Origin of the sequence: Paludibacter sp. (assembly GCF_009712605.1) — a bacterium.
Taxonomy (GTDB): domain Bacteria; phylum Bacteroidota; class Bacteroidia; order Bacteroidales; family Paludibacteraceae; genus Microbacter.
Window position 1 is genome coordinate 110,315 of sequence record NZ_WASO01000015.1, and the last position, 15,945, is coordinate 126,259.

Consider the following 15,945-nt stretch of genomic DNA (forward strand, 5'->3'; position numbering starts at 1 on the left):
CATTTTTGTAGTCTTTGAGTATTTTGCCTGTTTCCGTTTATTTTGGATGCGATGAATGGAGTCGAATGTTCTGTCTTTGTTAAAGATACAGAGCATTTTTGAATGTGTCTCCCCGGAACTTATTTAGATAGAATAATTTAGTGTTGAATAAAAAACTATATACAAATAATTAAATTAATATCATGGATTTGAAATCTCAAAAAGTGTCTGTATTTGAAAAGGTTGGCTATAGTCTTGGTGACTTGGCTGCCAATCTGGTTTTCCAAACTTTGATTACCTATTTAGCGTATTTTTACACTGATATTTATGGTCTGAAAAATACCGATGCGTCAATCATTATGCTTGCTGTAGGCTTAGTTGCAGCATTTATCTTCAATCCGATTATTGGAGCCCTCGCTGACAGAACAAACTCCAGATGGGGTAAATTCAGACCGTGGATTCTGTACACGGCTATTCCTCTCGGGGTTGTGGCATTTTTGGCATTTTCCACTCCACACTTTTCCTACAAAGGGAAACTTATTTACGCAGCTGTTACCTATACGTTCCTGTTGTTACTGTATGCATCCAGCAACCTGCCATATTCGGCATTGAGCGGTGTGCTAACCGGTGAAATGAGCGAACGTAACAGTATATCTTCTTATCGTTTTATTGCCGTAATGTTTGCACAGTTCTTTGTTCAGGTATTTATGTTGCCTATCATAGAATATGCCGGCCACGGAGATAAAGCAGTCGGGATTGAAGCGGTTATGACCTGGTTGGCGGTTGTGGGTTCAATTATGTTGCTCATAACTTTCTTTACAACCAGAGAACGTATTGTTCCTACAGCAGAGCAAAAATCATCTCTAAAGGAAGACCTTTCCGACCTTACTAAGAACAAACCCTGGTTAATCATGCTCTCGTTGACCATTTTGATTTTTGTTACTCTTGCCATGAAGGGCGGATCTTACGTCTATTATTTTAATAATTATGTAGATAAAACGGCTCTGACAAACTTTATTAGTCCTATATTGGCACTCTTAAGTCATTTGGGAATTAATATTTCGGGTTCTGATCCTGTAGCTACAGGTTTTGGCTTGTTCAACGGTGGCGGTATCGTATTCCAGTTGATTGGTATCGGACTGTCGAAAAAACTTGCTGATAAATATGGCAAACGTGATGTTTATCGTTTTGGTTTGTTTGTCTCTACCATCTTTATCCTGATTTTTTACTTCTTTGCTCCAACCAGCGTGGCTTTAATGTTCTGTTCGCAAATTTTGCATGGTTTCTTCTATGGAATCACAGTTCCGGTGCTTTGGGCTATGATTGCCGACGTGGCCGACTTTTCAGAATGGAAAACAAACCGCAGAGCAACCGCAATTATCTTCTCTGCAATGATGGTAGGTCTTAAAGCCGGACTTTCGATTGGTGGTGCTTTGGTTACCTGGATTCTGCATTTGTACGGATATGTTCCTAACGAAAGCGGTGCTGCCGGTCATGCACTTCAACCAGAAACGGTAGCTACCGGTGCCAGAATGCTTGTGAGTGTGTATCCTTCAATCCCCTTCTTGATTGGGGTTGGTTTGCTTTTCTTCTATGCGATTGACAAAAAAATGGAGGTTAAAATTGAAGCAGACCTGAAAGCCCGTCGTGTAGAAAAATAATTGCATATTACAATTCATATTGGTCTTTTTATAGAATATATTAATCACGAATTTCGCACTTTTTTTAGGTATGGAATTCGTGATTGATATGAAATACAACGCCCTAACGATAACCAAAACAACTGATAACAATGAAAACAAGAACAATTTCCGCTATTATTGCGATGATTATTCTGGCATCAACAAACGTGTCGGCCAGAGAAACTTTAGCCAAAGCTACCAAAGGAAAATTTCTGATGGGTGTAGCAATTAATATGCAACAAGTGAATGGTGTTAATCCTGTCGAAACTGATTTGATAGCGAATGAATTCAGCGCAGTAGTTGCCGAAAATTGCATGAAGCCACAACCTACTCATCCTCAGGAAAACAAATATGTTTGGGATGATGCAGATAAATTTGTTGCTTTTGGTGAAAAAAACAAGCAGACAGTTACGGGGCACTGCCTTATCTGGCATTCGCAAATCGGACGATGGATGTTTGTGAACGATAGCGGGAAAGATGTTTCTCCCGAAGTGTTGAAAGAACGGATGCGTCAGCACATTTATGCGGTTGTTGGCAGATATAAAGGCCGTGTAAAAGGATGGGATGTTGTCAATGAGGCGTTTGAAGATAACGGTACATACCGTAAAAGCAAGTTCTACCAGATTTTGGGTAAAGACTTTATCAAATATGCTTTCCAGTTTGCACACGAAGCCGATCCTAATGCCGAATTGTATTACAACGATTATAATGTTGAAACTCCGGCAAAATGCGATGCCATTGTTCAATTGGTAAAAGAACTGAAAGCTGCTGGTTGCCGTATCGATGCTGTAGGTTCGCAATCGCACATGCACATGGTTAATCCTACTCTGGAGGCTACAGAAACAAGCTTTAAGAAGCTCAAGGCTGCCGGCGTACATATTCTGATTACCGAATGGGATGTTTCCATTCTCCCAAGTCCGTATGACGGAGCAAATATCTCTGCAAGTTTCAAATATTCAAAAGAAATGGATCCTTACCGTGATGGAGTTCCTGCCGATGTTCAGCAAAAATGGAACAAGCGCGTACTGGATATGTTCGGCTTATTCTTAAAATACAGTGACGTGGTAGATCGTGTTACTGTATGGGGATTGAACGATGCCGGAACGTGGCTCAATGGCTTTCCTATTCGTGGCCGTATGGATTATCCGCTTCTCTTTGACCGTAAAAATCAGCGTAAGAGCGTAGTGGACGAAATGATTAAAATGGCGCAAAAAACTAAAGTGAAAAAGTGAAACATTCATGTTGCACATACATCTAATAAGGTGTCCGATAACTATCGGTAATTGTAACATTGAGTTAGTTTAGCCGATTTATTCAATTCCATTTGTCCTTTAAAATCAAAATTATATATAGATGAAACAACCTAAATACTTAGTTGAGAATGATTTTATGGCCGATCCGGCGGTGCATGTTTTTGATGGTAAACTCTACATTTATCCGTCACACGACCGTGAGTCGGGTATTCCGGAAAATGATAACGGAGATCATTTCGATATGAATGATTATCACGTTTTCTCAACCTCTGATATAGAAAACGAACCTGTGACTGACCATGGTGTAGTGCTGAAGGTAAGCGACATTCTTTGGGCCGGCCGTCAGTTGTGGGATTGTGATGTAGCCTGCAAAAACGGGAAGTATTACATGTATTTCCCACTGAAAGACCAGAATGATATCTTCCGTCTGGGTGTAGCTATTGCAGATAAACCTGAAGGTCCGTTTGTTCCACAGCCCGATCCCATTCGCGGCAGTTATAGCATCGACCCTGCTGTGTTTGAAGATACAGACGGTACTCATTATATGTATTTCGGAGGCTTGTGGGGCGGTCAATTACAGCGCTACAAAGACAACAAGGCACTCGAGAGCGCTTATTTGCCAGAAGGAGACGAGCTGGCTCTTCCTTCCAGAATAGTACGTTTAACGGACGATATGCTTGGGTTTGCAGAAGAACCACGCCCTGTCGTTATTCTTAATCAGGATGGAACGCCGATGAAAGCAGGACAAACCGAAAGCCGCTTTTTTGAGGCTTCATGGATGCACCGCTACAACGGTAAATATTATTTCTCTTATTCTACAGGTGATACTCATTTGTTGTGTTACGCTATCGGAGATAATCCTTACGGTCCGTTTACCTATCAGGGCGTCATTCTCACCCCGGTAGTGGGCTGGACTACTCATCATGCTATTGCCGAATTCAAAGGAAAATGGTATTTGTTCCATCACGACAGCGTTCCATCGGGTGGTCGCACCTGGTTGCGCAGCCTGAAAGTAAGAGAACTCGAATACGACTCAGAAGGGAAAATTATTACTCTTGACGGATTGGCGTAGAAGGGTAGGACTCTTTATCATAAATAAAAACGGCAAATAACGATATTTTATCGTTGTTTGTCGTTTTTTTGTTGGTATAGAAGAGAAAATTGTAATGGTAGCTGGTTTTCAAACTGGTGAGAAGTGGAAGAGCTGGATATACTAAAAGTTCGAATTAATCAGGAACATCGTGCTTTGTGAAGTAGGCATAACTTTTTTTCATGTTGAACGGACAGAAGTTTATGACTCTAAATCAATTGTTCTTTATTAGTGTCGGATCTGAGGTCAGGATGGAAAGAGACAATATTGTTACGTTTCCTTGAGATTTGAAAAGGCACTACAGGGTTTCTTCAGCACCAGTAGGACTAAAGAATTCTTTCTGGTATCGCATTGATAATTCAGAAGCGTAGCAATTACTGCGTATCATTATTTTGGTTTGGCTTCTCATTCAACAACCATCCTTTTGTTGTCTGATGTATCTGATGTTATCATGATGTTTTAATGTTTCTCTTAGGTGTAGGTTTATGGCCAATATATTCATTAAGTTAAAAAATAAAAAACAAAGCAATGTTTTATACTAATATATTCTTTTTAATCAAACTTAACTGCTATTTTTGTGTTTGTAAAAAATAAGTATACTTTTTTTTGTTCAATAAAACATTAAAAGGATAATCCTTTATAAGCAATAGGACTCACTCCGCAGTACAACGTCAATTGTGTTCTTATAGTGATTCAAAGATCAATAATGATCTAAAATTTATATCTAAAGAGAAAAATACAGGATGGACTATGTTTAGCCAGAACTCTGTATTGTATATACTGAAAAAGGGTTACAATAAATAGCTAAAAGTCCGAAACCAGTTTGTTATCATTATGTTCATCCTGAATAAAACTACAAAGGTATTTGTAATATTTGCTATATATCTGTTCTGCGGATTTACCCACTTATATGCCAAAGGACTACGTGAAGATTCGGCCTCCATTGATGCAATCGGGAGCATCGATAGTTGTCATTGTTCAATAAGGTTGAGATGGGGACTAAACAATCCCTCTCTTTGGAAACTGTCAAACTCATGCGGATATGTTATTGAAAGGTATACTGTATCCCGTAATGGTCAATTATTATCAACACCTGAAAAACGACGGCTAACGACTATTCCCCTCAAACCCCTTCCTCTAAAGGAATGGGAAAGTATCTGCCAGACAGATAACAATGCGGCAATTCTCGCTCAGGGTATTTACGGAGAAGACTTTGACGTTTCTGCTACATCTGGCAAACTGGAAAAGATTGTTACTAAAAGCAACAACCTTACCCAACGACACACATTCTCATTAATGGCTGCTGATGGTAGTTTTAAGGCCGCCTGTATGGCGGCTTTAGGTTACGTGGATTCCGCCATTCATAAAGGCGAAAAATACCTTTACAAAATTTATCCGGCAATTCCGAAAGGAAAGTTGCAATGTGATACAGCCCTCGTCTATATCGGGAGTGATGATCCGGCTTCACTTCCTAAACCGGCAGATATCTATGCCGCTTATGGAGACAAAACCGTTTTACTCAGCTGGGACACTAAGTCGCTGAGGTCATTCTACTCTTCATACCGTGTTGAGCGTTCATCTGATGGAGTCACTTTTAATCCGCTATCTAACCTCCCTTTTTCCACCTTAAACGATAATGAAAAACAGGAAACCGGACGTTCATTTTATATGGATACCATCCAAAACAATCAGGTATTCCATTACAGAGTAAAAGGAGTGACTCCATTCGGAGATATGGGTCCGCCCTCGGAGGTCGTAGCCGGTAGCGGGCGAACCATGATGGCTTTTGCCCCCAATATAAAAGATGCAGACATCGTAAATGATTCTACGGTAGTGCTTACCTGGGAATTTCCGGAGGAGGGAGTGGCAGTTGTCGATCATTTTGAACTTTGCAGATCCATCAATAATGTCGAAAATAGTTTTCAAACGGTTGTTCCCAAAATAGATGTTAGCCAGCGGAAAATCCGTTTTTCTCCTCTTTCACCATCCAATTACTTTATCGTCGTAGCTGTCGACAAACAAGGAAACAAACGGAGTTCATTCCCTTTTCTGGTTCAGCCTGTCGATAGCATTCCACCCGCTATACCGACAGGCTTAACCGCACAGATTGACTCACTTGGCAAAGTAACGTTGACGTGGAAGGCTAACCGTGAATCGGATCTAAAGGGTTATCTGATTTTCAAAAGCAACAACAAAAAAGAAGAGCCTTCACTGGTTGACAGCAAACTAACCTTTAATTGCTTGTTCCAAGAGAAAGTAGACCTGAATACGCTGAACGGTTCGATTTATTACTCGGTTGCAGCCATCGATCGCCGGATGAACCAGTCAAAACCCAGTCCTCCCATAGAAGTTACCAAACCCGATAAGATTCCGCCAACCACTCCTTTCCTGACAGAATGCAGAATCACTGACAAAGGGAATATACTCCTTTCATGGATCAACAGCTCGTCGGAGGATGTAGCATCTCACCTGTTACTGCGAAAGACAGAAAAAGATTCCGTCTGGACAACAATTGCACGGATTACCGACTTACATACAACCGCCTTTGAAGATACACTGTCATCACCCAATGGTAAGGCTCTTTATTATTCCCTTTGTGCTCTGGACAAGAGCCGGAATCTTTCTGACTTCTCCCCTGTATTAAAAATAATCTCTCCCCAGAGAAATTTTGCCCCACAGATAAAAAACTTACGTGCGGACATCGACAGGAATAAGAATAGCATCACCGTTAGTTGGCGTATCATTGGTTCCGGTATTGAAGAATACACTATCTACAAGGCGAAAAACAATGAGCCTTACACCACCTGGAAAACTTTGTCGGGTAATCAGTTGTTTGTTACCGATGCAGAAATATCCGTAGGTAATACCTACCACTATGCATTACGGTCAACCTTACAAGGAGGCAAGCCGGGTGAATGGAAAGAAATAAAAATAGAGTATTAATTTATGGATAGGAACATTATAAATACTTGGCGAATACTTGCACTCCTTTTCATTTGGATAGTTACAGATCAAAGTGGATGGGGGCAGTATTATAGATTAGAATACGGATATACGGCAATTCAACCATATGAAATCCCCAAAGATGATCCTAACTATAGCGACGCTGATAAAACAACCAATTCAGTGTCTGGCGGTATAGAATGTTCATTTTCAAATGGACAAACTCAATCTATTCCAATCTATATAAACAGCAATAATGAATCCGTATTCTCAGGATCAATCACAACCACCGGAATTTTAACTGATTTTGCACTGACAAGTACTGCTGGAAATTATACTTGGAATGCAGAGACTGGTTGCTCTCCTTGTTTTTCTGGATATTGGATGATAAATCCAGTATTGGAAATGGGAATCTGTGGCAACTTTAGATTCTATCCCGTATTAGATAATATTTTAGAATCTGTGCCAGACAATTCACTTCCACTAACCGATAAAATATTAGTTAAATCAAAATATCCTGATTTTCCTTCTGACAAAAATTTAATGTGGGATTACAGTCTGGATTTAAAGCAATGGAATGAATTTTCGTCTGAATTTCAACATAATACATCCATATCTATATCGGCTTTTGATATTTTGGGAGTCTCGGCGCTCAATTATATTAACCAGAATATTTATATTAGAGCTCGGTACGAATGTCACTGTTCATCTAATATAAGTGTAACATCTAACATTGTGACTTACCAAATTGTTGCATCTTCGCCTGTAGCCACTATCATAAATAAAACAGGTCCAAAATGTTTTGGTGAAAATAATGGCACAATGACTATAAAACTAATGGATCGTAAATTAGAGTCGAACGAATCTCTTCATATACAGGATGATAATGCATTATATACTAAAACAATAACTCCGGATGATATAAATTCAACTCAAACTTACACGTGTTCAATTCCATCAGGGACCTATAATCTAACCTACTACTCTCAGTTCAAAACTATTGGTAGTCCTGGATACTACAATTCTGCTACACAATCATTAGGCCTTACTACAATTCCAAATGCACCTTCTGCAGTTACTTTTAAGGCGATTTCAACCGATGTGAAATGCTATGGGGAAAAAGGTTCCATCTCACTTTCTGCTAAAGATGGCACGGCCCCCTACACCTATACAATTGATGGTAGTAATCAGGGAACATTAACCGATCAAAGTGTCATTGCAACCATTAGCGGATTAGCTCCCGGAAATCATACTGTGGTTGTAACTGATAGTCATAACTGCCCTTCATATAGTCAAGTAACCTCTATAGCAGATGTCAATTCAGTTACCACATCTATTATTCAGTCTTCCAATATTACCTGTAATGGTACAAACGATGGTTCAGTGACCATCAAGGCTGGCGGCGGAACTCCTCCTTATTCATATACTGTTGAAGGACATATGGGGTCTTTGTCTGATCAAAACAGCACTGCGACCATTAGTGCCTTGAGCCCTGGAAGTCACTCAATTGTAATAGTTGATAGTCACAACTGCTCTTCTTCCAACCCATCTGTAACGATTCAAGACGTTGCCAAAGTGGAGGCATCCATCATTGCAAAATCCGATATGACCTGCAATGGATTAGGTAATGGAACCATTAGCATTAAGTCTTCTGGAGGAAATGGTAGCTACCAGTATAAACTTTGGAAACAGGAAGAAAGTGAACCATCCGATTGGATAGCATTTACAAACGGAGCTACATCTCAGATCACCGGATTATCCGGGGCAACCTACTATATTAAAGTAAAGGATACCAATGGTTGTGAAGCGAAAAATACCAATGGTGTTGTCGATACAAAATCTGTGATTATCATCAATCCCTCACCTATTTCCATCACAACTTCTGTTACCAACGTGGATTGTTACGGGAAAGCAAGCGGATCTGTAACGGCTAATGCTTCGGGGGGTACGGGAACGTTGCACTACAGTTGGAAAGATCGTGCCGAGCAGTCGCAGACTATCTCTGGATTGTCTTCCGGTTACTACACGGCTATTGTCACTGATGACAACGGCTGTTCCAATTATCAACAGGCATTTGTAAGCCAGCCGTCCAGCCTACCTTCTGTCAGTCTTAACTACCCACATAATCCGGAAACTTTTAACGGAAATGAAGGGTATATTATCCTCAACAATGCTACGGGCGGCACTCCGGAATACACTTATACGTGGAAAAAAGATGGTAGTTCGTATGCAGTTACTACATCCCCATCTTTGTCCAATCTGAAATATGGCACTTACACAGTGACAATTTCCGATGATAAAGGATGTAGCGGCAATACGGTAACAGTCCCTCTGAGCAATCCCGTTCCGCCCATAGAACTTGGAGTCTCCCAAAAGGATGTTACTTGCTATCAGGGCAAAGACGGAGCTATTACAATTACTCCTTCGAGAGTTTCGTCCTTTACAGCACCAGTCTCATATACATATCAGTGGACAAAAGATGGCATATTGCTGCCAGCTCTTAGCGGAAATCAGGCAACCGGACTGACAAAGGGTACGTATTCGATAAAAGTAACAGATAATTACGGTGCAACAAAAAGTATTGATGCTCTACTTACCGAAATGTACACAGAAATCATCCCCACGCTGGCAGCCACTGATGTCACCTGTAACGGCAAGTCCGATGGTACGGCCAGCGTTTCGTCAATCAGTGGCGGTGCAGGAGGGTACACGTATCAATGGAGCAATGGAGTAACGACCAGTGCCATAACAAATCTTACTGCAAAACAATACGTGGTAAATGTTTATGATTCAAAAGGATGCATGGCTATAGGCGCAGTGTTGGTGGGGCAACCAAATGATGTGCTGACTGTCTCACTAACCCCAACAGATCCTACAGGCTACAATACAGCAAACGGATCCATCACGGCTAACGTGCTGGGTGGCAACGGAGGTTATACCTATCAATGGACGGGCACTTCTTCTGCTTCGGGCACCGCATCCAATCTTGCTGCAGGCGATTACTCGGTTGTGGTCAAAGACAAGTTAGGCTGTGTAACCTCGGCCTCGACTCAACTTGCACAACCCGACCCTCTGACTGTTTCTTTGGCGATTGATAAAGCCATTTCGTGCAACAGTAATACTGACGGTGCATTGAAAGCCACGGCTAAGGGAGGTATCTCTAAAACCGGTGGCTACAAATACACGTGGAAGAAAGTGATTGGTACCAATGAAGCAACCTTATACTCGGAAACTGCTACTACATCTTCTTTGCCTGGACGAGGTGCCGGCACCTATAAAGTTCTTGTAGAAGATGACTACAATAATGAACTTTTATCGGCCAATACCATCACGTTGCCCGAGCCTCCGGCGCTTGCCATTGTTTCGCAGGAAGTGAAAGATGTAAAATGTTATGGAGAAAGCACCGGTGCTGTCAGCTTTACTGTTAGCGGAGGAGACGGCAGCTATGCCTACCTGAAAAATGGGACAGAGCCCTTTTCGAACAATCAATCCGGTCTGTCGGCAGGCCAATATTCCGTTACCATACACGACGGGAAGAATTGTGCATTGGATCATACATTCACGATTAGCCAGCCCTCAGCACCGCTCTTGGTACAGCTGCAAGACTCTCATGGCCTTTCGGCTTGCGGAAGTAAAGACGGGGAGCTAACGGCAACTGTGTCCGGAGGCACAGCTCCTTACACCTATACATGGACGGGAAGCAATTCAACGACCGGAGCTGCTTCAAATCTCTCCGCTGGTAGTTATTCACTTTCAGTAACGGATAATAATCAATGTACGAGCGGAGCTTCATTTCGATTGATCGATCCGTTGAAGGTAAACCTTGTTGTAAAAGATCCTATCCGGTGTTACGGGGAAATGGGGCGTATCGCAGCCCGTGCAGCCGGAGGCGAACCTGCATCAATAGGGTTGCCTTACACTTACAGATGGTACCGGATTATAAATGAAAACACCGTTCAGCTAACACAATCGGACAGCATTGCTGTAAATCTTACAGCGGGTTCGTATCAAGTGGAAATTGAAGATACAAAGGGTAGGATATTACGAAGCCAGATATTTCAACTCATCCAGCCCGATCAACTAACGGTAGCCTCCAATGTGAAACAGGTGAGTTGTAAAGGCGATGCCAATGGGGCTATTTCTCTTGCTGTAAGTGGAGGCAACGGCGACTATACCTACCTGTGGGAAACCGGGCAGACGACTAGCAATCGTAACAATTTACAACCGGGAACATATTCTGTCAGTATAAGCGACAGAAAAGGATGCCTGCCTACACCCGAAGTGCTTTCAATAGGGATCAGCGAACCTACCAAACTTGTTGTCAGCCTTTCCAAAACGGATGTGACGGTAGCCGGATGTGACGGATCGGCAACTGCAACTGCCGGAGGCGGTACAACTCCCTATTTGTTCAGCTGGAACGGAAGTGAGAATGAACCTTCCAACAGGACTGATAAGCTTTGTTCAGGCAAATACAAGGTAACTGTTACCGACAAAAATATGTGTGTTGTAAAAGATTCGATTTTTTTACCACCTCCTTTGGTTGCAAATATTATCGTAAAAGACACAATAGCCTGTCATGGAGACAAGAATGGATCAATTCAGGCACAAGTGAAAGGTGGCGTACCATACAAGTCACGCCAAGCGTATGATTATATCTGGAAAAAATTGAACACGGCAGGTGATTATGAAGTGTTGCCTGCAGAAACAGGCAGTTCGATGAGCGGACTCGCTTCCGGTTGGTATGCTCTGAATATTACCGACAGCATTGGAGCAGTGTTTAAAACCGACTCTCTTTTCTTTTTGACCGAACCGGCAATACTCACAGAATCCACCATCCATTCCGACATATCGTGTTATGGTATGAATAACGGAAAGGCTTCGATCAATGTCAAGGGAGGAACATTGCCCTACAACTATCAATGGAGTAATAATGTCACGACAGCTGTTGTCAATAATTTACCACCGGGTAAATATCACATTGAGGTGATTGACCGGCATCATTGTGCCTTGCGAGACAGTGCTACCATTGAAGAGCCGAAACTATTAACCGTTAGTCTTCAGCAAAAGGAGATAATTGAACATGATGCTTGCACTGGAACCATTACAGCCATTACGGATGGAGGCATGAAACCCTATCGGTTTGAATGGGAGGGAACTTCAACTACAAGTAATATGGCGGCAGGATTGTGCGCAGGTAGTTATTCGATAAAAGCCACCGATGCTAATGGTTGTACATGCAGTGCAAATGCAGTTTTGCTTAACCCGCCCGCATTGCGGGCAACTGTCTCAATAAAAGATTCAATCCTTTGTTTTGGAGATGTTACAGGAGCACTAAAAGCAAAGGTAGAAGGTGGAATTCCCTATAAGGCAAGGCGACCTTATGACTATGTCTGGAAAAAGAAAAGCAATGCCGGTATTTATGAGCCGTTGGACAACCAGAGTGAAAGTACTATCACAGGATTGTCTTCCGGATGGTATGCTCTGCAAGTAAGCGATAGCATGGGAGTCTCCCTGAAATCGGATTCGCTGTTTTATTTTTCGCAGCCGAACCAACTTGTCATTCGGGTAAAGAAAGATGATGTACTCTGTCATGGAGCCAGCACCGGTTCAATCAAAGCGATAATAAGCGGAGGATCTTTTCCTTACCGGTTACAATGGAATACCGGGGATACTACAGACAGCCTGAAAAACATCAAAGCCGGCGATTATACGATTTCCGTATCAGACCGTAATCAATGTGCAAGCCGATATACAGCAACCATCAACCAGTCCGACTCGTTGATTGTCGGTTTTGTCAAAACAGTATTGCCTTCGTCGCCAACCGCTTGTGATGGTTCTTTGCAGGCAAATGTGATGGGAGGTGTACGCCCCTATCTTTATCGTTGGAATAGAAATACATCTGGAGATTCTATTGCCTCTGATTTGTGTAGTAATACGACATATACACTATCTGTTACCGACTTATATCAGTGTCCGGTAGAAATAACAAAAAAAATTACCGATACAGAACAGCCCCTCGTGGCATCTCTTTTTGTAAAAGATTCTGTACTGTGCCATGGCGTCAATCGCGGAGTAATAGCTGCTAGGGTATCGGGAGGTATTCCGTTTATATCAGGTAAGCCCTATACGTATATCTGGTCAAGGAAAAACAATGAGGGCATATATCGCCAAATGGCTAACAGCAATGACAGTCTCATTTCAGGATTGTCAGGTGGGTGGTATTCGTTCAGCGTAAAAGATGCCGATAATAATCAGCTTGCAGTGCCGGTTTCTATTTTCCTTCCCGAACCGGACACCTTATTATTGGTGTCGCAGCATACGGACATTACCTGTTTTGGCCTGAATAACGGGAGCGCCAGTGTCCAAGTAAGAGGAGGAATTCAACCTTACAATTACCACTGGAATACAGATAGCAACACATCTTCTGTCGATAAGCTATTGCCCGGGAAATACACGATTGATATTACAGACTATCACCATTGTATTGTTCACGACAGTGTGACCATCAAAGAACCTGCACGGCTGGCATTGACCCTGCATCAACAAAATATTACAGAGCATGATGTGTGTGACGGAGCAATTACGGCATCAATCACAGGAGGAATCAAACCATATGTTTTGAACTGGACGGGAACTCATCCTGAGGGATATAATGCGACCGGGCTTTGCGCGGGAATGTATTCGGTGGAAGTTGCCGATGCTAACGGTTGCTCGGATCGTGCCGGCACGTTACTGGTAAATCCACCAGCATTGCAGGCTGTCGTGTCGGTTCGGGATTCGGTTCTGTGCAATGGCGATAAAAATGGAGCCCTTAAAGTATCAGTGTCAGGTGGCATTCCGTACCGCAGAGGCAAACCGTACCGGTATGTCTGGAAGAAACGTGATGGCTTCGGGCTTTATCAGGTTATCAGCGATTTTGCAGATAATTTGGCTACCGGTCTTTCGTCAGGTTGGCATGCCGTCAACATTTCCGATAGCGTAGGCGTTTCGCTTCATGCCGATTCGCTTTTCTATCTTCCCGAACCGAACAAATTGATTCTACAGGTAACTCACAACGATATAACTTGTTATGGAAACAATAATGGAACAGCATCGGTGATTGCCACTGGCGGCGTATTGCCCTATACCTATAGTTGGAGCAACGGCAGTAGAGCATCTTCCATTGAAAACCTTACACAGGGAGCTTATGCGATATCTGTAACCGACAGACACAGTTGCAATTTCCGCCAAGCAGTAACCATTGTTGAGCCTGCATTGCTGGCTGTTGAGCTTAAGCAAAAAACGATATCCGAACACGATGTGTGCGATGGGGTATTGCAGGCTAATGTCACGGGCGGCCGATTGCCATATACATATTCTTGGACGGGAGTTAGTGCACCAACCGCTTCGGTGAACGACTTGTGTGCCGGCAGTTATGGGGTTAAAGTAACCGATGCCAGCGGATGTGTTGCGACAAACAGTTCCGTGTTGAAAAATCCGCCTGCGCTGAAATTGCAGCTCACGATACAAGATTCCGTTCAATGTCACGGCAATGCCAACGGAACACTCAAAGCTTCGGCAAAAGGTGGCATACCCTATACAACGGGAAGACCCTACCGTTATGCATGGAGAAAGAAAAATGTCAGCGGGCTTTTCGAGACAATGGCAGGATATGACGACAGTATTGCCGCCGGACTGGGCACTGGCGTTTATGCCTGCAATATTACCGATGCCAACGGTATTTCGCTCCATCAGGATTCCATTATTCTACTTCCAGAACCTGACTTTTTGCAATTTGCCATCAGAAAAACTAACATTGGTTGTAGTGGTACCGACGAGGGAAATGCTACTGCCATCGTGTCGGGCGGTACGGTTCCTTATGCCTACGCATGGAATACCGGAGACAAAACTGCTACCATCGATCATCTTGCAGCAGGAGCTTACATTGCCCGTGTTACCGACCTCCATGGATGTGTTGCCGCGCAGCAAACCATTATCAGCAAAGCATCTCCGCTTTATATGAGTTTGTACAAAATCAACCCCGTTTGTTATCTGGATTGCAACGGGTCTATTATAGCCACTGTATCAGGCGGAACAACTCCCTATCTGTACCGTTGGACGGGAACGACGGTAACGGGCGCTAACGCCAGTGCATTGTGTGCCGGAGACTATAGCCTTTCTGTGACCGATGCTGCAGGATGTCTGGTTCAAAAAGGTGAGTTTCTTACCAATCCGGCTCAGCTTCCGCTAAATCTGGGTTCCGACCGCTTTATTTGCAACGGGCAGATGATTCGTTATAATATTGAGATTGCTGGACTCTCCGGAATTACTTACAACTGGATTGGGCCGGAAGGATTTGTCTCCTCAAAGGCCGTCGTTGATATCACCCGTGCCGGAATATATAAAGCATCTGTTTCTGATACCAAAGGATGTCGCAATACTGCTACTGTTATTCTGAAACCCTCGGAGACAACCGTTGATAACGAGTTTGTATTGCCGACTCAGGCCTTTGTCAACGAGAAAATTGTGGTAGTAAACACGACCCATCCCGTCCCCGACAGTATTCAGTGGGTACTGCCGGCGGGAGCACAGGTCAGCACCATGGGACAGGCGTATGTGGAATTTATGGTGCCCGACACCGGAGCATATGTTATCCGAATGGTTTCTTATAAAGGAGAATGCAACGCCCAACAGGACAAACGGCTGTTGGTGAGCGACCGGTCACAACTGAACAGTATTGGCACTACCAAGACGCCGTTTATCCGTTCATTTAACATATTGCCTAATCCTAATCACGGCAATTTTGAAGTAAAAATAGATCTTCAGGATAAAGCTGATGTGCAGTTGAAGCTAATCAACATATTGAGCAATAGGGTTGTGTCGCAAATAAAAAAGAGCGGAGACTCTTCATACGAAGTTCCGATAAACGTTTCCTTACCGCCCGGGACTTACCTGATGTTGCTGGAGACACCGAAAGGCAGCACAACGGCGAAAGTGATTATATTTTAAACTACATAAA

Annotated in this window: 5 protein-coding genes; all 5 read left to right on the forward strand. The window is 42.9% G+C overall.

All coding sequences use genetic code 11. The features are described from left to right. Positions 1–182: 182 nt before the first annotated feature. The 5 genes from F8N35_RS13010 to F8N35_RS13030 all read left to right on the forward strand — a co-directional run bounded on the left by F8N35_RS13010 (position 183) and on the right by F8N35_RS13030 (position 15,935). Entirely contained in the window at positions 183–1,640 is a 1,458-nt protein-coding gene (locus F8N35_RS13010) for an MFS transporter (protein WP_293053796.1), read from the forward strand. 131 nt (positions 1,641–1,771) lie between these two features. After that, entirely contained in the window at positions 1,772–2,893 is a 1,122-nt protein-coding gene (locus F8N35_RS13015; protein ID WP_293053799.1) for an endo-1,4-beta-xylanase, read from the forward strand. A gap of 121 nt (positions 2,894–3,014) precedes the next feature. Further along, positions 3,015–3,986, forward strand: a complete 972-nt coding sequence (locus tag F8N35_RS13020) for a glycoside hydrolase family 43 protein (RefSeq protein ID WP_293053802.1) — start codon at positions 3,015–3,017, stop codon at positions 3,984–3,986. 852 nt (positions 3,987–4,838) lie between these two features. Then, the gene (locus tag F8N35_RS13025; RefSeq protein ID WP_293053805.1) at positions 4,839–6,947 is read left to right on the forward strand and encodes a hypothetical protein; all 2,109 of its coding nucleotides are present in this window, start codon (positions 4,839–4,841) and stop codon (positions 6,945–6,947) included. An 822-nt stretch (positions 6,948–7,769) separates the two neighbouring features. Continuing rightward, on the forward strand, positions 7,770–15,935 hold the full coding sequence (locus tag F8N35_RS13030) for a T9SS type A sorting domain-containing protein (protein WP_293053808.1): 8,166 nt from the start codon (positions 7,770–7,772) through the stop codon (positions 15,933–15,935). Positions 15,936–15,945 lie beyond the last annotated feature (10 nt).

Excerpts from the sequence above, each read along its gene's own strand:
- F8N35_RS13010 (WP_293053796.1), top strand. The coding sequence starts at position 183 with ATGGATTTGAAATCTCAAAAAGTGTCTGTATTTGAAAAGGTTGGCTAT.
- F8N35_RS13015 (WP_293053799.1), top strand. The coding sequence starts at position 1,772 with ATGAAAACAAGAACAATTTCCGCTATTATTGCGATGATTATTCTGGCA.
- F8N35_RS13020 (WP_293053802.1), top strand. The coding sequence starts at position 3,015 with ATGAAACAACCTAAATACTTAGTTGAGAATGATTTTATGGCCGATCCG.
- F8N35_RS13025 (WP_293053805.1), top strand. The coding sequence starts at position 4,839 with ATGTTCATCCTGAATAAAACTACAAAGGTATTTGTAATATTTGCTATA.
- F8N35_RS13030 (WP_293053808.1), top strand. The coding sequence starts at position 7,770 with ATGACTATAAAACTAATGGATCGTAAATTAGAGTCGAACGAATCTCTT.